The organism is Dickeya fangzhongdai (assembly GCF_002812485.1).
Taxonomy (GTDB): Bacteria; Pseudomonadota; Gammaproteobacteria; order Enterobacterales; family Enterobacteriaceae; genus Dickeya; species Dickeya fangzhongdai.
This window is the reverse complement of sequence record NZ_CP025003.1, coordinates 4,165,918-4,187,370: the sequence shown is the minus strand read 5'-3', so window position 1 is coordinate 4,187,370 and position 21,453 is coordinate 4,165,918. Positions and strand designations below refer to the sequence as shown.

Below are 21,453 nucleotides of genomic sequence, written 5' to 3'. Positions count from 1 at the left end.
GTAATGGCTATCGAAATCAACGTACCGGATATCGGTGCAGATGAAGTTGAAGTCACCGAAGTGCTGGTCAAAGTGGGTGATAAAGTGGAAGCCGAGCAGTCGCTGATTACCGTTGAAGGCGACAAAGCGTCCATGGAAGTGCCCTCACCGCAAGCCGGTGTGGTTAAAGAGATTAAAGTGGCGGTGGGCGACAAGGTCGCAACCGGCAAACTGATCATGGTCTTTGAAGCAGAAGGTGCGGCGGCTGCCGCACCGGCTCCGGCTCCGGCTGCTGCTGCGCCAGCGCCTGCCGCGGCTCCGGCCGCCGCCAGCGCTGCCAAAGAAGTCGAAGTGCCGGACATCGGCGGTGACGAAGTTGAAGTGACCGACGTGATGGTAAAAGTCGGCGACACCGTGGCGGCAGAACAGTCGCTGATCACCGTGGAAGGCGATAAAGCCTCGATGGAAGTCCCGGCGCCGTTCGCCGGTACGGTGAAAGAAATTCGCATCAAGACCGGCGACAAGGTGAAAACCGGTTCGCTGATCATGGTGTTTGAGGTGGCCGGCGCTGCGCCTGCCGCTGCCCCGGCTCCGGCTGCCAGCGCCCCGGCGGCTGCTCCGGCAGTGAGCAGCGGCGCTAAAGACGTCAACGTGCCGGATATCGGCGGCGATGAAGTCGAAGTGACCGAAGTGCTGGTGAAAGTCGGCGATAAAGTGGCTGCCGAGCAGTCGCTGATCACCGTGGAAGGCGACAAGGCTTCCATGGAAGTGCCGGCGCCGTTCGCGGGCACCGTCAAAGAAATCAAGGTCAGCACCGGCAGCAAGGTGAAAACCGGTACGCTGATCATGGTGTTCGAAGTAGAAGGCGCCGCTCCTGCTGCCGCTGCTCCGGCCGCTGCCGCACCGGCACCGGCTGCCAGCGCGCCGACCGCCGCTCCTGCTGCTGCGAAAGCCGACAGCAAAGGCGAGTTCGCCGAGAACGACGCTTACATTCACGCTACTCCGGTTATCCGTCGTCTGGCGCGTGAGTTCGGCGTCAATCTGGCGAAAGTCAAAGGTACCGGCCGTAAAGGTCGTATCCTGCGCGAAGACGTTCAGGCTTACGTGAAAGAAGCGGTGAAACGTGCTGAGTCCGCACCGGCGGCTGGCGCTACCGGTGGTTCTCTGCCGGGTCTGTTGCCGTGGCCGAAAGTCGATTTCAGCAAGTTTGGCGAAGTCGAAGAAGTGGAACTGGGCCGTATCCAGAAGATTTCTGGCGCGAACCTGAGCCGTAACTGGGTCATGATCCCGCACGTTACGCACTTCGACAAAACCGACATCACCGATCTGGAAGCGTTCCGCAAACAGCAGAACGCAGAAGCTGAGAAGCGCAAACTGGACGTGAAGTTCACTCCGGTTGTGTTCATCATGAAAGCCGTTGCCGCTGCGCTTGAGCAGATGCCGCGTTTCAACAGTTCGCTGTCTGAAGATGCTCAACGTCTGACGCTGAAGAAATACATCAACATCGGTGTGGCGGTTGATACCCCGAATGGTCTGGTGGTTCCGGTGTTCAAAGACGTGAACAAGAAAGGCATCGTCGAGCTGTCTCGTGAACTGACGGTTATCTCCAAGAAAGCCCGTGACGGTAAGTTGACCGCAGGCGAAATGCAGGGCGGATGCTTCACCATCTCCAGCATCGGCGGCCTCGGTACCACTCACTTCGCGCCGATCGTCAACGCGCCGGAAGTGGCTATCCTGGGTGTGTCCAAGTCCGCGATGGAACCGGTCTGGAATGGTAAAGAGTTCACTCCGCGTCTGATGATGCCGATATCTCTGTCCTTCGACCACCGTGTCATTGACGGTGCTGATGGTGCACGCTTCATTACCATCATCAACAATACGTTGTCTGACATCCGCCGTCTGGTGATGTAATCGAAAAGCCGGCCTGACGGCCGGCTTTTTTCTGATAAGCTGTTATTTGTTGCAGCTATCAGTGATTAAGGACAAATCGTTAGTCGCTTGTTGTTTCAAAATTGTTAACGATTTTGTAAACTACCGCGGCAAAGACACGTCCCGGTGGAAGAGGGCGTTAAGACTCACAATAATGACGTCACAGACCCGCCGGAAATTAATTAAGAGGTCATGATGAGTACTGAAATTAAAGCTCAGGTGGTGGTACTTGGCGCGGGCCCCGCAGGTTACTCCGCGGCGTTCCGTTGTGCAGACTTGGGTCTGGACACCGTGCTGGTCGAGCGCTACTCCACGCTGGGCGGCGTATGTCTGAACGTAGGCTGTATCCCTTCCAAAGCACTGCTGCACGTTGCGAAAGTTATCGAAGAAGCCAAAGCGCTGGCTGAGCACGGCATCGTGTTCGGCGAACCGCAGACCGATATCGATAAGATTCGTACCTGGAAAGAAAAAGTCATCAATCAGCTGACCGGCGGTCTGGCTGGTATGGCCAAAGGCCGTAAAGTCAAAGTGGTCAACGGCTTTGGTAAATTCACCGGCCCGAACACCCTGGTGGTGGAAGGCGAAAACGGCAGCACCACGGTGAACTTCGACAACGCTATCATCGCGGCCGGTTCTCGTCCGATTCAGTTGCCGTTCATTCCGCATGACGACGCGCGCGTATGGGATTCCACCGATGCGCTGGAGTTGAAGAGCGTTCCCGGACGTCTGCTGGTAATGGGCGGCGGTATCATCGGTCTGGAAATGGGCACCGTGTATCATGCGCTGGGCTCTCAGATCGACGTGGTTGAAATGTTCGACCAGGTGATCCCGGCTGCCGACAAAGACATCGTCAAAGTCTTCACCAAGCGCATCAGCAAGAAATTCAACCTGATGCTGGAAACCAAAGTGACCGCGGTAGAAGCCAAAGAAGACGGTATCTACGTGTCGATGGAAGGCAAGAAAGCGCCGGCTGAACCTCAGCGTTATGACGCGGTGCTGGTTGCTATCGGCCGCGTACCGAACGGCAAACTGCTGGATGCCGGCCAGGCTGGCGTGGAAGTTGACGATCGCGGCTTCATCCGTGTCGACAAGCAGATGCGCACCAACGTGCCGCACATCTATGCTATCGGCGACATCGTCGGTCAGCCGATGCTGGCGCACAAAGGCGTGCACGAAGGCCACGTGGCGGCTGAAGTCATCGCGGGCAAGAAACACTACTTCGATCCGAAGGTGATCCCGTCCATCGCTTACACCGAGCCGGAAGTGGCTTGGGTCGGTCTGACCGAGAAAGAAGCGAAGGAAAAAGGCATCAGCTATGAAACCGCGGTATTCCCGTGGGCGGCATCCGGCCGTGCGATTGCCTCTGATTGCTCCGACGGTATGACCAAACTGATTTTCGACAAAGAAACGCACCGCGTAATCGGTGGCGCGATTGTCGGCACCAACGGCGGCGAGCTGCTGGGTGAAATCGGCCTGGCGATCGAGATGGGTTGCGATGCGGAAGATATCGCACTGACGATCCATGCTCACCCGACCCTGCACGAATCCGTGGGTCTGGCCGCTGAAGTGTTCGAAGGCAGCATCACCGACCTGCCGAACCCGAAAGCGAAGAAGAAATAATCCGTTTCCCCGTCGCGATAGCGGCGGGGCGCGATGCTTCTTGCCATTTCAATGTCTATCCGGCACATGTTGCCGGATTTTTTTTACCTGCCTCCCAGAATTCCGATCTCTTCCTGCCAGAGTTATCTGCTTCATTTACAATCCAAATCACCGAAAAGAAACGATGTTTTATTTTTGGAGAATAATAATGAAAAGACGCGGATTACGTCGTACCCTCTGTGTTCTGATGTGCTGTCTGGCGAGCGCCCCGCTTATGGCAAATGATCATTCCTATACAACGGCGTCGGTAACCGATGACGCGCTGCCCACGTTCTACCCGCAACTGAAACAGCAACTGACCTATCCCGACTCGTGGCTGTCCGGGCGTTATGCGCATTTCGGCGAATGGCGGCAACATGCCCGCCAGGTGGTGCGCTCGCTGCTGCTGACGCCGGATTCCCACCGCGCTTTTGAGCCGCAGGTTGTCGACAGTCAGGATCGCGACACGTATGTGGCGCAGAAGGTTGCCTTCAACCTTACCGATGAAAGCCGGGTGCCCGGATTACTGCTGACGCCGAAAACGCCGGGGCCGCATCCGGCGGTGTTGCTGCTGCATGATCACGGCGCGAAATTCGATATCGGTAAGGAAAAAATGATCCGGCCGTGGGGCGACGACACCCGTTTAGCCTCCGCTAACGCCTGGGCTGACCGTTACTTCACCGGCCGGTTTGTCGGCGATGAACTGGCAAAACGGGGCTATGTAGTGCTGGCGGTGGATGCGCTGGGGTGGGGCGATCGCGGGCCGCTCAAGTACGAACAGCAGCAGGCGCTGGCCAGTAATTTCTTCAATCTGGGGCGCTCGCTGGCGGGCTCGCTGGCGTATGAAGACATGCGTTCGCTGGATTTTCTGGCTTCGCTGCGTTCGGTCGACCCGAAGCGGGTCGGGGTGGTGGGGTTCTCTATGGGCGCTTACCGCGCCTGGCAACTGGCGGCGTTGTCGGATAAGGCCGCCGCGACGGCGGCCATTTCCTGGATCGGCACCTATGACGGATTGATGGTGCCGGGCAACAACGTGCTGCGCGGTCAGTCTTCTTTCTACATGTTGCACCCAGGGCTGCCGGCCCGTCTTGATTTCCCGGATGTCGCCAGTATTGCCGCGCCGCGGCCGATGCTGTTCTTCAACGGCGGCAAAGACACTTTGTTCCCGCAGCAGGCGGTGCAGGCGGCGTACGACCGTATGCATCAGGTGTGGCAGTCGCAGCATGCCGACGAGCGGTTGGAAACCCGTATCTGGCCCGAATTGGGCCATGTGTTCTATCAGGAGCAGCAGGAAGCGGTGTTCCAGTGGCTGGATCGCTGGCTGGCATCGCCGCCGGGAAATGCGGCGCGCTAGCCTGATGGCATCGCGGCGAGGTACCGGCGGCTGTTATGACAGCAGCCGAACCAGTGCCGCCAGTGAGCCGGGCGTACGCAACTGACAATGCTGGAGCACGTTGTCGGCCGGTAACTGCGGCAGCAGGCTCAGCGTCTGACGCAGTTTGGCGGCGACATCGGTTTTTACGGCCGCGGTTTGCCGCCAGGTGACTCTGGCGTTAAGACGCGAGCCGTCTTTCAACCACAGACTGACGTCGTGAAAACGGGCGTCGGGATTCTGCTCATCCGGCGGGGCGCTGGGGTCTGCCTGACGCGATACCTTGTCAGCCAGTGCGGCAATGCGGGGATCGACCGGGCCTTCGGTAAAACGATCCAATCGCAGCTCGCCTTCCAGCAGCGCGGCGGCAATCACGTATTCGAGGCTGAATCGTCCTTCGACGCCGGTAGCGGCCTGCCGGATAAACGGCGCGGCGTCACCGCCCGGCGGAAACGTCACCGTGATGCGATCAACGGCGGCGGACACGTCGTCTGAGGGTTGTCCGGGGCGTTGCAGTCCTTGTTTTTGCAATCCTGGTGCCTGCAACCCCTGTTCTTGCAGGTATTGTTCCCGCAGGATAAACGCCGCTTCCGCCGCGCTGTGGGTGCCGCCGCAGGTAGGGTAACGCTTGAAGGTCAGCCCGGGAGCAACAAGGCGCCACGGTTTGCCCCAATCGGTTATCAACGCGTCGCTGTGATGCTGACCGTCGCCATGAGCCGCGAGAAAAGCCTCCAGCACGGTATCGTGGTTGCCGTGGAACCCGGCCAATGCCAGCTGAGCGGCGCTTAACCCGGCCCGCGCCGCCAGCCCGGCGTGCAGCGGTTTCATGGCGGAGCCGAATTGCGCGCGTAGCCCGGCGGCTTGTGAAGCGGCCAGCCCCAGCGCATTGGCGGTCTGGTCGGTCGTGGCGCCTGTCAGGCGACAAATCGCCGCGGCCGCGGCGACGGCGCCCAGCGTAGCGGTGTTGTGATAACCCTGGCTGTAATGGCGCGGGCCGGCGGCCAGCCCCAATCGACCGGCGGTTTCTACGCCAATGACATAGGCAACGAGAAATCGTTCTTCCGTGATTGCCGGCTGCTCGCCGGCCAGCGCCAGCAGGGCCGGCAGGATAACCGTGCCGGGGTGGCCGCGAAAGCCGGAATGGAAATCGTCAAAATCCAGCGCGTGACCGGCGTAGCCCAGCAGCAGGCTGCGGGTCTGGCTGTCGTGGCCGGGATAGACCGATTTCAACGGCGCGAGCCCGCTGTCCGCTACCGCGCCATGCCAGACCGGCAGCGCGCAGGCGATAAAATCCGTCACCCCGTCGCGGGCGAGGTCGATGACGGCGGTATCCGGCTGGGTGGCGACGATCAGGCGCGCCAGTTGGGTGGTGATGCTGGAATGGGCGGACATGGCGATATCGGTACGTGTTATTGAGCGGTGGACATGATGACAGACAATGCCGCGAATGACGCGCGAAGCCTAGTGATTTTTCATTTCCGGGCGGGTCGGGTGGCCAGTCGAAGATGCTAAACGCGATTTTTCAACTGCCCCGGCGTCAGTCCGTAGACGCGCCGCAGGGCGGTGGCGAAATTGGCCGGGCTGGTGTAACCGGCAAGGCTGGCGGCCTGGGCGATACCGACGCCTTCCCGCTGCATCGCCAGCACCGCGCGCTGCAGGCGGCAGTTGCGCAGGTATTCAAACACCGTCATATCAAAGGTCTGGCGGAAATAGCGTTGCAGCGAGCTTTCGCTCATATTGACGCTTTTGGCGATATCGGCGATGGCAAGATGATCGGCCTCGCCGCTTTCCAGCATCTCCTTCACCTGCTGCATCCGCTGGCGGTGGCGCAGCGGCAGCCCCGACATCTGTTTATTCATCGACGCCTGCTCGGTGAGCGAACTGAACGCTTCGATAATCAGCGTCATGCACTGGGTTTCCAGATACAGGCGTTGCAGCGGCGTCCGACAGTCGCCGGCGTTAAGGATCTGCCAGGCGGCGGCCAGCGCCTGACGCGACGGCATCCAGCGATGAGTGGCCAGGTGAGTCTGCGTGAAATCATAGATGGCTTGCCAATCGTCGACGCTGTCCATCAGGTTGCCGTACAGCCATTCCCGGCTAAAGGTCAGAGAAACGGTGCGCTCATAGTCGTCACGTTTGCCGTAGCGGCTAAATAGCGTGGGTTCGGTCAGCGAAACCAGCGAGGCTGGCTGGCGTTCGCCCAAATGCAGCCGCCGTTCGCCATAGCTGATATGCGCGTTGCCGTTCACGACAACCGCCAGCTTTAGCGCGCCGTTCAGCGTGGTCTGGGTTTGCATGCTGTGCAGGTTGATCACGTCGGCGGTGTGCAGAATCAAATCGCGGTGCAGCGGCGTGACGTTGAAATGGCCGAACAGCAACGGCGTTTCATCAATCATCTGAGGGCCGAGGAAACGGTAATGGTTGGAGACCAGGCTGGACATCTGCATAATCTGGTTCTTATAAATGGATGCTGATGACGGAACATGATTACGCATGATTTCCCCTTGCTCTGTCTGGTTATTTCAGGCCATTTTGCCGCTTTCGCAAAGCAATTTGCGGTTTATACAAACCCCATCCCGAACAACAAATGTAACAATGATCGCGCCTGAATGGTAATGCAAATACTTCTCAGTAGCACCTTTCGTTGCTGACTTTAATTTATACAGGGCGACTTTGATGATAACACTACGACCACGCCATTATCTGGCGACGCTGATCGGGTTAAGTTGCGCGACTTTCCCGAGCCTGAACTGGGCGGCAGACACAGTAACCTCTGCGACAACAGCAAATACCGCGACAACAGCAACCACCGCGACAACAGCGACCAATAAAACCGCGGCCAATACGGCATCAGCTAATACCACATCAGCCAGTACCACCTTGGCCGGCGATACCGGTCAGACGCAGAGCGATACGATGGTAGTGACGGCGGCGGAGCAGACGCGTCAGGCGCCGGGGGTATCGGTGATTACCGCCGAGGATATCGCCAAACATCCTCCTGCCAACGATCTGTCCGATATTATCCGTACCCAACCGGGGGTTAACCTGACCGGCAACTCCACCAGCGGGCAGCGCGGCAACAACCGCCAGATCGATATCCGCGGCATGGGGCCGGAGAATACCCTGATTCTGGTGGACGGCAAGCCGATTTCCAGCCGCAATGCCGTGCGCTACGGCTGGCGCGGCGAGCGCGATAGCCGCGGCGATACCAACTGGGTGCCGTCCGACATGGTGGAGCGCATTGAAGTGCTGCGCGGCCCGGCGGCGGCGCGCTACGGCTCTGGCGCGATGGGCGGGGTGATCAATATCATCACCAAACAACCGAGCGAGGAGTGGCACGGTAGCTGGAATACCTATTTCAATGCGCCGGTGCATAAAGCGGAAGGCGCCACCAAACGCACCGATTTCAGCCTGTCCGGCGGGTTGAGCGACAATCTGAGCCTGCGGTTGTACGGCAACCTCAACAAAACGCAGGCGGACGCCGCCGACATCAACGAGCCTTATAAATCGGCGCGAACCGGCAGCTACGCCAATTCGGTGCCTTCTGGTCGCGAAGGGGTACGCAACAAAGATATCAACGGCGTATTGCGCTGGGATATCACCAAACAGCAGTCGCTGGAGTTTGAAGTCGGCTCCAGCCGTCAGGGTAATATCTATGCCGGCGATACCCAAAACACCAACACCAACAGCTATGTCGCCAGCAACTACGGCAAAGAGACTAACCGCATGTACCGGCAGACCTATGCCGTGACGCATCGCGGCTTCTGGGACAACGGCGTGAGCTCCACGTCTTATCTGCAATACGAGCGCACCCATAACACCCGCATCAGCGAAGGGCTGGCGGGCGGCACCGAGGGGATTTTCTCTTCCCCCGACGACTACACCACCGTCAAGCTGGGCACCCTGACTGCCCATAGCGAGGTTAATATCCCGTTTGAGGCGTACTTCAGCCAGACTGCTACCCTGGGCATCGAAGCGTCGGATCAACGAATGACGGACCCCGGCTCTACCTCGTATGACATGTCGTCCACCGGCACGATTGCGGGTTATGGCAGCAGTAACCGCAGCGGCGATATCAAGGCCCATACTTTCTCGCTGTTCGCCGAAGATAACGTCGAACTGACCCAAAGCACCATGCTGACTCCGGCGCTGCGTTTTGATTACCACTCGCTGGCGGGCAGCAAGGTCAGCCCCGGTCTGAACCTGTCGCAGGGGCTGGGCGATGATTTCACCCTGAAAATGGGCATCGCGCAGGCTTACAAAGCGCCCAACCTGTATCAGGTCAACCCTAACTATCTGCTCTACAGCCGCGGGCAGGGCTGCTATCTGATCAACGGCGCCAGCAATAACTGCTATCTGATCGGTAACGAGGAACTGAAGGCGGAAACCAGCGTCAACAAAGAGATCGGTATCGAGTTCAAACGCGACGGCTATCAGGCCGGGGTGACGTATTTCCGCAACGATTACCGTAATAAGATTGAATCCGGGCTGACGCCGGTGGGGACCACCACCAACGGCAAAACCAATGTTTACCGCTGGGAGAACATTCCCCGCGCGGTGGTCGAGGGACTGGAAGGCACCCTGAACGTGCCGGTATCGGAAAACATCAAGTGGAACAACAACATCACCTGGATGCTGCGTTCGAAGAACAAGAGCACCGGCGATATTCTGTCGGTGACGCCGGAGTTCACGCTGAACTCCTCGCTGAGCTGGCAGGCGACCGACGATCTGTCGTTGCAGTCGACGTTGACCTGGTACGGCCGTCAGAAACCGAAGAAATACAACTATCGCGGCCTTGCCGCCTCGGGTGACGAACTGAACGAACTCAGTCCGTACGCGGTAGTGGGAACCAGCGCGACTTACGCCATCACCAAGAACGTCAGCGTGACCGGCGGGGTGAGCAACCTGTTCGACAAACGCCAGTTCCGCCGCGGCAACGCCTCTGCCGGTTGTACCGTGGCGTCCGACGGCAGTTGCAGCGTGATTAACATCGCCGGCGCCGGGGCGGCGACCTACAATGAGTCTGGCAGAACTTTCTACATGAGCATCAACACCCACTTCTGACAATAAGCGGTGACACGGCCGGCGCGTTGACGCCGGCCGATGCCGTAACTAATCAGTGAGAATGTCGATATGTACCAATTGTCCAACACCCGGGTCGAGACGTTTGCGTCGGCGGCGTGCGGGCACTACCGCCTGTTGATCGCCTGGCCGGACGGCCCGGCGCCCAAACGGGGCTGGCCGGTGATGTACCTGCTGGACGGCGAGCGCTACTTTGCCACGGCGGTATCGCTGTTGACGGCGATGCGCGAGCCGCGTTGCGGCATGACGCCGGGCGTTATTGTGGCGGTGGATTACGACGGCCCGACCCGGCGCGACCGGGACTACCGCCCGGCGGTGGAACGACTGATTCCGGAACCTGACCCGGCGGGCGGGCTCCGTCCCCCCGGTGAACAAGGGGATGCCGCCGGTTTTCGCCGTTTTTTACTGGAGGAACTCAAACCGTTCATCCATCAACGCTACGACATCGACAGCCAGCGCCAGGCGCTGTTCGGCCACTCCTACGGCGGGTTATTCACGGTGGATACGCTGCTTGAGCAGCCGGACAGTTTTCAGCATTTTTATGCCTCCAGCCCGTCGGTGTGGTGGAACGGCGGCTATCTGTCCCGGCAGGCCGAAGCGTTTGTCGAGCACGTGTTTGTCGAGCACGTAGATGCGCAGCCGTTGAATACGCCGGTGAGCCTGGCGCTGTCGGTGGGGGAACACGAGCAATCGCTGGAAGCGTGGGAGCAGCGGCTGCCTGACGAGCGGCAACGCTGGCTGCGCCAGCACCGCGGCCAGCGGCGTATGGTGGATGGCATTCGGGAACTGGCGACGCAACTGCGCCTGACGACGCCGCTGCTGACGGTTTCGCTGCATGTTTACGCCGAACAGTCCCATATGTCGGCGTCGTTTCCCGCCCTGTTGCACGCTTTGCGCCATCACTTCCAGCCGTCGTAACGACGTCAAACGCCGGACGTGCGCTAACGCGTCCGGCACCAGCGACGCACGCGCGTTTTTCTTTATTCTCCTTGTCGTTTCTGCGGGGTAACCGGTGGTTGATTTTGCCGCTAACTGCTATGCTGGCCTGAAGTCAGGACGTCCGGATTCATGCTTCTGAACGCAGTAATACCTCTGAAAGGGCACTGTATTTATAAAATGTTGCCTTTATGTAAACGAATTAACAATCGATTCAAACTCTGATATGCTCAACGGGCTGGACCGGGCACTCTGACCTTACTTATCCACACGCTGATAATCAGCCTAAACCTGGAACTGAGCGCCGGGCATAATTAGACAATGAGAGCGAGGAGAACGTCGTGCTAGAAGATTATCGCAAGCACGTAGCCGAGCGGGCTGCACAAGGGATCGTACCCAAACCGCTAGAGGCTTCGCAAATGGCGGCACTGGTGGAATTGTTGAAAACTCCCCCCGCCGGAGAAGAAGAGTTTTTAGTCGATCTGTTAGTCAATCGTGTGCCGCCGGGTGTTGATGAAGCGGCCTACGTCAAAGCCGGTTTCCTGGCTGCCATCACCAAAGGCGAGACCGTTTCTCCGCTCATTACCCCGGAAAAAGCCACCGAGCTGCTGGGCACCATGCAAGGCGGCTACAACATTCAGCCGCTGATTGAAGCGCTGGATAATCCCGCCCTGGCCCCGGTCGCCGCCAACGCGCTATCTCACACCCTGCTGATGTTCGACAATTTCTACGATGTGGAAGAAAAAGCCAAAGCCGGCAATACCCACGCGCAGCAGGTGGTCACATCCTGGGCCGACGCCGAGTGGTTCCTGTCCCGCCCGAAACTGGCGGACAAGATTACCGTCACCGTGTTCAAGGTGACCGGCGAAACCAACACCGATGACCTGTCCCCGGCGCAGGACGCCTGGTCGCGTCCGGACATTCCGCTGCACGCGCTGGCGATGCTGAAAAACGCCCGCGAAGGCATCGAGCCGGATCAGCCCGGCGTGGTCGGTCCGATCAAACAAATCGAAGCGCTGAACCAGAAAGGGTTCCCGCTGGCCTACGTCGGCGACGTGGTCGGCACCGGCTCGTCCCGTAAATCCGCCACCAACTCGGTGCTGTGGTTCATGGGCGACGATATCCCGAACGTGCCGAACAAACGCGGCGGCGGCGTGGTGCTGGGCGGCAAGATCGCGCCGATTTTCTTCAACACCATGGAAGACGCCGGCGCGCTGCCGATCGAGGTGGATGTCGCCGGACTGAACATGGGCGACGTGATTGATATCTACCCGTACCAGGGTGAAGTGCGTCACCACGACAGCAACGCATTGCTGGCCAGCTTCGAACTGAAAACCGACGTGCTGCTGGATGAAGTGCGCGCGGGCGGCCGTATTCCGCTGATTATCGGCCGCGGCCTGACGTCCAAAGCGCGTGAATCGCTGGGCCTGCCGCACAGCGACGTGTTCCGTCACGCCAAAGACGTGGCGCCGAGCAGCCGCGGCTTCTCGCTGGCGCAGAAGATGGTCGGCCGCGCCTGCGGCGTCGCCGGCATTCGCCCCGGCGCTTATTGCGAACCGCGGATGACCTCGGTCGGCTCGCAGGACACCACCGGCCCGATGACCCGCGACGAGCTGAAAGACCTGGCCTGTCTGGGCTTCTCCGCCGATCTGGTGATGCAGTCCTTCTGCCATACCGCCGCCTATCCGAAGCCGGTGGACGTCAACACCCACCACACCCTGCCGGATTTCATCATGAACCGCGGCGGCGTGTCGCTGCGTCCGGGCGACGGCGTGATCCACTCCTGGCTGAACCGCATGCTGCTGCCGGATACGGTGGGCACCGGCGGCGACTCCCACACCCGTTTCCCGATCGGGATTTCCTTCCCGGCCGGCTCCGGTCTGGTGGCGTTTGCCGCCGCCACCGGCGTGATGCCGCTGGATATGCCGGAATCGGTGCTGGTGCGTTTCAAAGGCCAGATGCAACCGGGCATCACGCTGCGCGATCTGGTGCACGCGATCCCGTACTACGCGATCAAGCAGGGCCTGCTGACCGTGGAGAAGAAGGGCAAGAAAAACATCTTCTCCGGCCGCATTCTGGAAATCGAAGGCTTGCCGGACCTGAAGGTGGAGCAGGCGTTCGAACTGACCGACGCCTCGGCGGAGCGCTCGGCGGCGGGCTGTACCATCAAGCTCAACCAGGCGCCGATCGTCGAGTACCTGAACTCCAACATCATTCTGCTCAAGTGGATGATTGCCGAAGGCTACGGCGATCGCCGTACGCTGGAGCGTCGTGTGCAGGGCATGGAAAAATGGCTGGCGGACCCGCAACTGCTGGAAGCCGACGCCGATGCGGAATACGCTGCGGTGATCGACATCGATCTGGCGGATATCAAGGAGCCGATCCTGTGCGCGCCGAACGATCCGGACGACGCGCGCCTGCTGTCCGATGTGCAGGGCGACAAGATTGATGAAGTGTTCATCGGCTCGTGCATGACCAACATCGGTCACTTCCGTGCCGCCGGCAAACTGCTGGATCAGCACAAAGGGCAGCTGCCGACGCGGCTGTGGGTGGCGCCGCCGACCCGCATGGACGCGGCGCAACTGACCGAAGAAGGCTACTACAGCGTATTCGGCAAGAGCGGCGCGCGGGTCGAAATCCCCGGCTGTTCGCTGTGCATGGGCAACCAGGCGCGGGTGGCGGATGGCGCGACGGTGGTGTCGACGTCGACCCGTAACTTCCCGAACCGTCTGGGAGCGGGTGCCAATGTGTATCTGGCGTCAGCCGAACTGGCGGCGGTGGCGTCGCTGCTGGGGCGTCTGCCGACGCCGGACGAGTACCAGCAGTACATGGTGCAGGTGGACAAGACCGCGGACGACACTTACCGCTATCTGAACTTTGACCAGTTGCAGCAGTACACGAACAAAGCGGACAAGGTGATCTTCCAGACCGCCGTGTAAACCGCTATAGTTCGCAGCAATTAACAGGAAGGGAGGCCGAGAGGTCTCCCTTTTTTACTGTGGTGGCGCGCGGTGGCGAATCAGGCAGAGGAGAACGATCATGGACTATGAGTTTTTGCGTGATGTGACCGGGCAGGTAGTGGTCCGGATGTCGATGGGCCATGAAGTGGTAGGGCACTGGCTGAATGAAGAAGTTAAAGGCCAGCAGGCGGTGCTGGATGAAGTGGAAGCCGCGGTTCGTGAGCTGGCCGGCAGCGAACGTCAGTGGGAGCGCCCCGGCCATGAATACACGCTGTTGCTGGACAGCGAGGAAGTGATGGTGCGTGCCAATCAGCTGGCGTTTGAAACCGACGAGCTGGAAGAAGGCATGAGTTATTACGATGAAGAAAGCCTGTCGTTGTGCGGGCTGGAAGACTTTCTTGAGCTGCTGGAGAAATACCGGGCGTTTGTGGATAAGTCCTGACCCGGATGCAACCGGGTCAGATAAACGAAACCGCAGGAATACGGATTACTGTTCGCTGAGGCGTGTTTCCATCGCCGGGTGATGCTTGTGCTGGCGCGCCAGATTGAGTATCTCCACGCCGATGGTAAAGAACATGGCGAAGTAGACATAGCCTTTTGGCACATGGATTTGCAGGCTGTCCAGCATCAGGGTGCCGCCTACCAGAATCAGAAACGCCAGCGCCAGCATTTTGACTGACGGGTGCGCATCGATGAATTCGCCGATGGTTCGCGCCGCCAGCATCATGATCACTACGCCCAGCACCACCGCCAGCATCATGATCAGCAGGTGCTGCGACAGCCCGACCGCGGTGATCACCGAATCCAGACTAAAGATGATATCCAGCAGCATGATCTGCACGATCGCGCCCCAGAACGCGGTGGTGCGGCTGCGGCGCTGTGCCTCTTCTTCCCCCGCCAGCGTGGCGCGAATCTCGCCGCCGGATTTAACGATCAGGAACAAACCGCCAGCCAGCAGGATCAGGTCGCGGGCGGAAAATGCGCGATCGGCGATGCTAAACAGTGGGTCGGTGAGGTGCATCAGCCAGGCTATCGAGGCCAGCAGCGACAGGCGCATCAGCATTGCGCCCGCCAGTCCGGTAAAACGGGCGCGGGATTGCTGAGCGTGCGGCAGTCGGGCGACGACCAGGGACAGAAAAATAATGTTGTCGATACCAAGGATGATTTCCAGCAGCGTCAGGGTGAACAAGGTCAACCAGGCGTTGGGATCGGCCAGCCACATCAACATGGGGTACTCCTTTTTCCGGGCGGCGCGGTGGCGGCGTCGAGGTCCGGTTGATTATACCCCTGTCTAACGTATGGGTTAACTGTGGCTGACCGTGACTATCATGCTGTGGCTATTTCGTGGCGTCGCTATTAGTGCGGCATGGCTATAACGAGGCGCCGCCGCAAATCACCAACTGCTGCCCGGTGATGGCCGCCGCTGAAGGCGACAGCAGGTACGCCACCAGATCCGCCACCTCCTGCGGTTGGATAAACCGGCCGATTGGCGGCAGCTTTGGCGGCGAGCTTTGCCGTCCCGGCTGATTCAGCATCGGCGTTTCGGTGGCGCCCGGCGCGACGATATTGACGGTGATGCCGCGCGGCGCCAGTTCCGCCGCCCAGCTTCTCACCATGCCGATCATCGCCGACTTGGTGGCGACATACTGGCTGCGCCCGGCGGCGCCGCTGGATGTACGACTGCCCAGCAGTACGATACGGCCGCCCTGCGGCAGTTTGTCCACCAGCCGGTCGGCCAGCACTTCAGCCACCTGAATATGCAGCTTCCACAGTTGCTCGCTGTCGGCATACGACAGGGTGCCCAGCGTGGCGGCTTTCATCACCCCGGCGGCGTGGATCACCGCATCGACGGCGGGCAGGCTGTCCAGCAACGCGATAAGCGCCGGCGTATCGGTGATATCCAGCGGGTGATGTGTGAAGTTCGGGTGCTGATGCGCGCCCGGCTGACGCGATAGCCCGACAACCTTCCAGCCCGCCGCCAGCAGGGTAGCGGTAATGGCGGCGCCGATACCGGAACTGCTGCCGGTGATCACCACCTGTTTTGGTCCTGACATACGGCGTTACCCCTGTGCGTTCAGTAATTCGACCGGCACCTTGAACACCGCTTTTTTCACCGGAGCCGGCTGATCGTCAATGGCGCACAGCGCCTGATGCGGTTCACCCGGATAGAAGGTGACGAAATCCCCGGCGGCCAGCCGGATGGCGTGCGGCACCTGCGGCTGTTCCAGAATGAACAAGTCCGGTTTACGTTCGGTCGCGGCGCGATCGCCGGCGTCATTCAGGTCGTAGCCGATGATCTCTTCGCCGGCGAGAATCAGCTGAATATCGAGAAAACGGCGGTGGAATTCGGTATGGCGCTCGGCTTTCGGGGCGGTGGAGACGGTACCGATGGAGTAGAACCAGTCGACATTGTCCGGCTGGTACTTGCCTTCCGGCAGGGCGTTCAACTGGTCGAGCGTGAAACCGGAAAGGATGCGCCACAGCGGCTCGGGTAACGTCGCCAGCGGCAGATGATTCAGATTGCCTGCGATCATGGATGGCTCCTTAACTGAAGGAGGCGGAGATAGCCTCCCTGAAGGCAATGGATATGACAGCCCACCGGGCGGCGTCGTGCGTCGGCGAGTGGGAAACCGGTGTTGTCCCTCCCCCTGGGCAGGGGAGGGCGAGCGAGGTATTAACCCTTGACCCACTCTTCGCTAACGCAGACGTACTTGATGGCCTGCCGGAAGTAGGTAAAGGCGATGTGCAGCTTGCCGTCCGGCCCTTGCTTGATGCTGGGGTAGGAGAACTCGCGGTTAAGTTTCTCGGTCGAGTTGTTGGTCATGCAATAACCGTCGCCCACTTCCAGATTACGCTGCCACGGCCAGGTTTTGCCGCCGTCTTCGGAGATAGCCAGCGTCATCGGCGCGCGCGGCGCACCCCAGAAGGCGCTGCGTCCGGATGAGATCTCCGGCATTTTGGCGTCGTTTTCTTCTTCGTCCTCGATTTCGTCATACAGCGACAGGCGACGCTCGGTGGCGCCTTCGGCGCTCATGGCGTTGAACACCAGCGCCAGATGGCCGTTGTCCAGCGTGGTCACCTGAATGGACGAGTTGTTGTTGGGCAGAACGGTCGGCACCGGTTCGGACCAGGTGGCGCCGCCGTCGGTGGAGTGGCTACGGTAGATGAAATCGGCCCAGCGGCTGCGGAACAGCGCCAGCAGAGAACCATCCTTGAGCGGCGTAATGTTCATGTGCACGCAGCCGGTGCTGTTCGGCACCACCGATTCACGCCAGGTTTTACCCTGATCGCTGGAGATTTTCACCGCGCTGATGTCGTCGTTGCCGACCCATTTTTCACCCGGCTGGGTGCGGCAGTAGAACACCGGCAGCAGCCAGTCGCCGTTGGGCAGCACGGTAATCGGCTGGCGGATGAAGGTACCGGGCTGTTCCAGCAGTGTACCGATTTCGCCCCAGGTGTAGCCCTGATCCAGCGACTGACGGTAACGCACGATGGCGGTGTCCTGATTACCGGATTTCTGCGCGGTATACAGCAACCACAGCACGCCGTCCGGCGCCAGGAACAGCACCGGGTTTTGTTCGGAACGGGTCGGGTCGTCGGACAGCTTGACTGCGGGCGTCCATTGCCCGCTGTCTTTTACCAGCCTTGACTGGTAAATCGAAATGTCGGACACCCCTTCCTGGGTGCCGCCGAACCAGACGCACAGCACATCGCCGTTAGGCAGGTGCAGCAGGTTGGCGGCGTGATTCTGCGGGCGTTCCGACGGGATATAGGCGTCGATGCGCTGGCTGTCGCCGTCTGCCGGATGAACCAGGCCGCTGCGTTCGATGGTAATGGTTTCGGTCGTCATGACTATTTATGCTCCAGAATGAGGTACGGAGGGTTCGCTTTGCTGTTTGGCCTTGGCCGCCTTGTTGGGGATCAGACGGTCGATCGCCATCACCACCGCCGGGGTCAACAGTGCAATGTACATATTGTCGATGCCGAACGGGTTACCCATGATGTACCAGATGGAGGTAACCACGCAGGACAGGATCAGGCCGGTGTTGACGCCGCGGGAGCTGCTAAAGAACGGCAGGTAGAACGCGACCATCGCCACCACGGAAATCGACAGACGAATGGCGCGGGTGAAGAACGACAGCTTCAGCACTTCCGGCACCAGCAGCACGAACACCAGCGGCAGGAAACCGATGATCAGCGAGAACACGCGGGTCATCTTGAACTCTTTTTCCGGCGTCGGTTTGCAGTAAGGCACGTAGAAATCTTTCACGATCAGCGAGGCGATCGCCAGTGCGACGGTACTCACGCTGATGAAGATCGACGCCACCAGTGAGGTGGTCACCACGCCGGCCAGCCACGGGTTCATATCCTGCAGGAAGATCGGCAGGGCGTACAGGCTCTTGATTTCCGGGTGTACGAACTTGGCGGCGACGCCGATAATGGCAATCGCCAGCGCGATCGGCATACAGAATAGGAACGCAATCCAGGTGGCGCGCTTGGCGGATTTCTCATCCTTGGTGGAGGCGATAGCCTGAATCACGAACTGGGTACAGAAAATGGAGCCGATGGTGCCGATGAGCCACGCGCCGATGGTGCTGGCGCCGATGTTGCCGTCCCAGGTCCAGTAGAATTCCGGCATCTTCTCGACCATCGGCGTGATGCCGCCGGTCATTTTCAGCGCCACGTACAGGATGATCATCACCCCGACGTACTTCAGGCCGCTGTGGATCAGCGTCACGTACGCCACGCCTTTGATGCCGCCGAAGTAGAAGTAGAAGGTACTGACGATGGCGGTAATCAGCGCCGCTACCGGCAGACTCACTTTCAGCACGGTGGAGATGGCGGCGGCGCCGCTGACGTAGTTACCCACGTTTACCAGCAACAGCGCGTAGATCATGATGATGGAGATGATGTTCTTGGTGGTATTGCCGTAACGTTCGGCGATAGCGCCAGAAATAGTAATTTTCCCGGTGTTATAGATCTTTTTCACCAGAATCATCCCGAACAGCAGGAAGCCGATGGCGGCGCCGATCACCGACCACGAAGCGGCGATGCCGCTTTCAAAGGCGGCCTGCGAGGTACCGACCGTGGACTTGGCGCCGATAAACTCGGTCATCAGCAGCACGCCGACGATAAACGCCGGCAGCGCGCGTGAGCCTTCCATGAACTCCGAGTTGGAGTTACTGCGCAGCCGCAGCGTCAGCAAGGATGTAAGGGCGATGTAGACGACAATTATCCCGACGATGATAAGTGTGTCTGTCAGATCAAAATGGTTCATGGTTTTCGATCCTGTAGGAGTAAGGGTAAGTTCTCATTCAGTGCGAGAACGGTTTGATAATGGTGCGAATAACGTCTTCGTCTTGTGCTGAGAACTGAATCGGGTAGCGACTGACGCCCACATCCTGTCCCATCAACGTCAGCGCTTTCTTCACCACGGCCGGCGAGAACGCCACGGCGTACAGCGTTTTACGCAGTTCGCTCACCTGCTCCTGCGCCTGGCGGGAACCGTCGATGTCGCCAGCGTGGAAGCGATGCCAGATCTGGCTGATGGCTTCCGGCGCCACGTTGGCGAGGCCGGAAATACAGGCGGAACAGCCGTCGACGAAGCCCTGGTGGATCAGCGAGTCCGGCCCGTTGAGTACGTCGCAGTTCGGCATGTCTTTCACCGCCTGCAGGAAGCCGCTCAGGCTTTCGTAGCTGCCGGCGCTGTCCTTGATGCCGATGATGTTGGGATGCTCGGCCAGAACCCGCACCGTTTCCGGTTGTAGGGTGTTGCCGGTGCGAGCCGGAATGTTGTACAGGAATATCGGCACCGGCAGCGCGTCCGCCACTTCACGGTAGTGGGCGATCAGCTCGCTTTGTTTAAGCGGTACGAAGTAAGGGGTGATCACCGACACCGCGTCCACGCCCAGCGCGGCGATGCGTTTGCCGAGCTTGATGGTTTCGCGGGTGGAGATTTCCCCGATGTGCGCCACCACCGGCACCTTGCCGGCGACTTCATCGACGCAGGTTTCGGTGACGGCCACTTTCTCGTCGGTGTGCAACACAAAGAACTCACCGTTGGTGCCGTTACAGAAAATGCCGTTGCCGTAGCGCATCTGGCGTTGAACCTGCTGGCGCATGGCGGCGGGGCTAAATTCCCCCTGATGGTCAAAAGGCGTGACGATCGCCGTCAGTACGCCTGTAATCGGTCTAGTCATCGTTATTGTTCCTCGTTATCTTCATCATCCAGAGCGACGTTGTTAAAAATCGAAGTTAAAACAAACAGTTAAAACTCACGATTAAAACAGCGTTGAATAAATGGCATGGACGTCTTGCGCCGTAACGGCGGTCGGGACGTTTTTCATCAGCCGCTGCACCTGCAGTGCGGATTCCACCAGATACGGCAGGTGATCCGGGCTGATCCCCAGTTGTTGCAGCGAAGACGGCAGGTTCAGCCGTTTCACCAGTGCAGTGAAGTAATCCACCAGCGCCTGGGCTTTTTGTTCGGTGGTCAGCGACAGGTCGGCATCCGGCAGCAGGTCGTAGGCCTGTGCGAATTTTTCCGCCGCCGCGTGCTGAACAAAGCGCATGCAAGGCGCCAGCAGGATGGCGTTCGCCACGCCGTGCGGGATGTGGTACTTGCCGCCCAGCGGGTAAGACATGGCGTGCACCAGATGGGTGCCGGAATGCGCGATGGAGGCGCCGCCATAGTAGGAGGCCCACAGCATATTCAGACGGGCTTCCAGATTGTCCGGTTCGTTCACCGCAGTTTCGATGTTGGCGAACAGTTTCTTCATGCCGATCAGCGCGTAGTTGTCCGCTACCGGGTTGGCGATGGTGGCGGTGAAGCATTCGATCAGGTGGCACAGCGCATCGATGCCGGTAGACGCGGCGATATGCGCCGGCATGCTGGTAGTCAGTTCCGGCACCAGCGCCACGTAATCCGGCAGCATGACCGGGGTGATGATGCCGACTTTGGTTTCTTTCTCCGGGATCGCCAGAATGGCGTTCGGCGTGGCTTCAGAGCCGGTGCCGGCGGTGGTCGGGATCAACAGGGAAGTGGTGCGGCGGGTCGGCTTGCGGCCTTCCAGCAGGCTGTCGAGCGTGATGCCCTCTTCGCCGGCGCACAGCAGCGACAGCAGTTTCGCCACGTCCAGCACGCTGCCGCCGCCCACGCCGACCACCAGGTCCGGCTGGGTGGCCGGCAACTGTTGCAGCACGGCCGCCACATCATGCTGGCTGGGTTCGGCCGGCACATTATCAATCAGGGAAAGCTGCGGCACGCCCGCTTTCAGCTGCGCGATCAGGGCCTGTACCCCGGCCAGCCCCACGATATTCTTGTCCGTCACCAGCAGTACGTGCTGTCTGCCGCGCAGGAGGTAGCCCAGATCCTGAAGTGCCTGATAACCGCTGATGAGGGTGCTGTTGATATTCATACTGGTACCTTGTCTTTTCGCTGTGACTTCAGCTGGATAAGTCTGATTTTTTTCAATCACATTTCCGTTATATGACAGAAAAAAATCGTTTTGCTCGCATTGTGTGGATAATTTATAGGTTAAATTGGTTTTGAATAAT

Annotated in this window: 16 protein-coding genes; 7 read left to right on the top strand and 9 right to left on the bottom strand. The window is 59.6% G+C overall.

The features are described 5' to 3' along the window. Positions 1–3 precede the first annotated feature (3 nt). The 3 genes from aceF (at position 4) to CVE23_RS18725 (ending at position 4,900) form a co-directional block, all read left to right on the top strand. Positions 4–1,890 (top strand): pyruvate dehydrogenase complex dihydrolipoyllysine-residue acetyltransferase, encoded by a 1,887-nt coding sequence (gene aceF / locus CVE23_RS18735; RefSeq protein WP_100850141.1) that lies wholly within the window; start codon positions 4–6, stop codon positions 1,888–1,890. A gap of 213 nt (positions 1,891–2,103) precedes the next feature. Beyond that, complete coding sequence (gene lpdA / locus CVE23_RS18730) at positions 2,104–3,528, top strand: dihydrolipoyl dehydrogenase (RefSeq protein WP_038669278.1); 1,425 nt, start codon at positions 2,104–2,106, stop codon at positions 3,526–3,528. Positions 3,529–3,715: 187 nt separating this feature from the next. Then, entirely contained in the window at positions 3,716–4,900 is a 1,185-nt protein-coding gene (locus tag CVE23_RS18725) for a dienelactone hydrolase family protein (RefSeq protein ID WP_038920210.1), read from the top strand. A gap of 33 nt (positions 4,901–4,933) precedes the next feature. Here CVE23_RS18725 and CVE23_RS18720 read toward each other — a convergent pair whose 3' ends face one another. Next, positions 4,934–6,310 carry an MmgE/PrpD family protein gene (locus CVE23_RS18720; protein WP_100850140.1) on the bottom strand — a complete coding sequence of 459 codons (1,377 nt, stop codon included), beginning with the start codon at positions 6,308–6,310 and terminating at the stop codon, positions 4,934–4,936. A 116-nt stretch (positions 6,311–6,426) separates the two neighbouring features. After that, on the bottom strand, positions 6,427–7,413 hold the full coding sequence (locus CVE23_RS18715; protein ID WP_038920207.1) for a helix-turn-helix transcriptional regulator: 987 nt from the start codon (positions 7,411–7,413) through the stop codon (positions 6,427–6,429). Between the two features lie 181 nt (positions 7,414–7,594). Here CVE23_RS18715 and CVE23_RS18710 point away from each other — a divergent pair, with 181 nt between their 5' ends. From CVE23_RS18710 to yacL, 4 genes are all read left to right on the top strand, one after another. Then, positions 7,595–9,982, top strand: a complete 2,388-nt coding sequence (locus CVE23_RS18710; protein ID WP_145958433.1) for a TonB-dependent siderophore receptor — start codon at positions 7,595–7,597, stop codon at positions 9,980–9,982. Between the two features lie 69 nt (positions 9,983–10,051). Next, positions 10,052–10,918: an alpha/beta hydrolase gene (locus CVE23_RS18705; protein ID WP_038920205.1), complete on the top strand. Its 867-nt coding sequence runs from the start codon at positions 10,052–10,054 to the stop codon at positions 10,916–10,918. A 359-nt stretch (positions 10,919–11,277) separates the two neighbouring features. Beyond that, positions 11,278–13,875, top strand: coding sequence for a bifunctional aconitate hydratase 2/2-methylisocitrate dehydratase (gene acnB, locus CVE23_RS18700; RefSeq protein ID WP_100850139.1), 2,598 nt, complete (start codon positions 11,278–11,280; stop codon positions 13,873–13,875). Between the two features lie 100 nt (positions 13,876–13,975). After that, complete coding sequence (gene yacL, locus CVE23_RS18695) at positions 13,976–14,338, top strand: protein YacL (protein WP_038920204.1); 363 nt, start codon at positions 13,976–13,978, stop codon at positions 14,336–14,338. Positions 14,339–14,383: 45 nt separating this feature from the next. Here the strand turns inward: yacL and CVE23_RS18690 are convergent, their stop codons facing one another. From CVE23_RS18690 to CVE23_RS18660, 7 genes are all read right to left on the bottom strand, one after another. After that, complete coding sequence (locus tag CVE23_RS18690; RefSeq protein WP_049842478.1) at positions 14,384–15,124, bottom strand: TerC family protein; 741 nt, start codon at positions 15,122–15,124, stop codon at positions 14,384–14,386. 142 nt (positions 15,125–15,266) lie between these two features. Continuing rightward, positions 15,267–15,950 (bottom strand): SDR family NAD(P)-dependent oxidoreductase, encoded by a 684-nt coding sequence (locus CVE23_RS18685; RefSeq protein ID WP_042861040.1) that lies wholly within the window; start codon positions 15,948–15,950, stop codon positions 15,267–15,269. A gap of 6 nt (positions 15,951–15,956) precedes the next feature. Continuing rightward, positions 15,957–16,430: a NanQ anomerase/TabA/YiaL family protein gene (locus CVE23_RS18680; protein ID WP_049855505.1), complete on the bottom strand. Its 474-nt coding sequence runs from the start codon at positions 16,428–16,430 to the stop codon at positions 15,957–15,959. A gap of 140 nt (positions 16,431–16,570) precedes the next feature. Then, a complete protein-coding gene (locus tag CVE23_RS18675; protein WP_049842476.1) occupies positions 16,571–17,746 on the bottom strand; it encodes a sialidase family protein in 1,176 nt (391 codons plus the stop codon). A 6-nt stretch (positions 17,747–17,752) separates the two neighbouring features. After that, on the bottom strand, positions 17,753–19,174 hold the full coding sequence (locus CVE23_RS18670; protein ID WP_038920201.1) for a sodium:solute symporter family protein: 1,422 nt from the start codon (positions 19,172–19,174) through the stop codon (positions 17,753–17,755). A gap of 37 nt (positions 19,175–19,211) precedes the next feature. Continuing rightward, entirely contained in the window at positions 19,212–20,096 is an 885-nt protein-coding gene (locus CVE23_RS18665) for a dihydrodipicolinate synthase family protein (protein ID WP_100850138.1), read from the bottom strand. 81 nt (positions 20,097–20,177) lie between these two features. Continuing rightward, complete coding sequence (locus CVE23_RS18660; protein ID WP_038920200.1) at positions 20,178–21,314, bottom strand: iron-containing alcohol dehydrogenase; 1,137 nt, start codon at positions 21,312–21,314, stop codon at positions 20,178–20,180. Between the last annotated feature and the right edge of the window lie 139 nt (positions 21,315–21,453).

Bases quoted from the DNA above. Each gene is read 5' to 3' on its own strand.
- aceF (WP_100850141.1), top strand. From the start codon at position 4: ATGGCTATCGAAATCAACGTACCGGATATCGGTGCAGATGAAGTTGAA.
- CVE23_RS18660 (WP_038920200.1), bottom strand. From the start codon at position 21,314: ATGAATATCAACAGCACCCTCATCAGCGGTTATCAGGCACTTCAGGAT.
- CVE23_RS18685 (WP_042861040.1), bottom strand. From the start codon at position 15,950: ATGTCAGGACCAAAACAGGTGGTGATCACCGGCAGCAGTTCCGGTATC.
- CVE23_RS18725 (WP_038920210.1), top strand. From the start codon at position 3,716: ATGAAAAGACGCGGATTACGTCGTACCCTCTGTGTTCTGATGTGCTGT.
- CVE23_RS18690 (WP_049842478.1), bottom strand. From the start codon at position 15,124: ATGTTGATGTGGCTGGCCGATCCCAACGCCTGGTTGACCTTGTTCACC.
- yacL (WP_038920204.1), top strand. From the start codon at position 13,976: ATGGACTATGAGTTTTTGCGTGATGTGACCGGGCAGGTAGTGGTCCGG.
- CVE23_RS18670 (WP_038920201.1), bottom strand. From the start codon at position 19,174: ATGAACCATTTTGATCTGACAGACACACTTATCATCGTCGGGATAATT.
- CVE23_RS18705 (WP_038920205.1), top strand. From the start codon at position 10,052: ATGTACCAATTGTCCAACACCCGGGTCGAGACGTTTGCGTCGGCGGCG.
- CVE23_RS18720 (WP_100850140.1), bottom strand. From the start codon at position 6,310: ATGTCCGCCCATTCCAGCATCACCACCCAACTGGCGCGCCTGATCGTC.
- CVE23_RS18665 (WP_100850138.1), bottom strand. From the start codon at position 20,096: ATGACTAGACCGATTACAGGCGTACTGACGGCGATCGTCACGCCTTTT.
- lpdA (WP_038669278.1), top strand. From the start codon at position 2,104: ATGAGTACTGAAATTAAAGCTCAGGTGGTGGTACTTGGCGCGGGCCCC.
- CVE23_RS18710 (WP_145958433.1), top strand. From the start codon at position 7,595: ATGATAACACTACGACCACGCCATTATCTGGCGACGCTGATCGGGTTA.
- CVE23_RS18675 (WP_049842476.1), bottom strand. From the start codon at position 17,746: ATGACGACCGAAACCATTACCATCGAACGCAGCGGCCTGGTTCATCCG.
- CVE23_RS18680 (WP_049855505.1), bottom strand. From the start codon at position 16,430: ATGATCGCAGGCAATCTGAATCATCTGCCGCTGGCGACGTTACCCGAG.
- CVE23_RS18715 (WP_038920207.1), bottom strand. From the start codon at position 7,413: ATGCGTAATCATGTTCCGTCATCAGCATCCATTTATAAGAACCAGATT.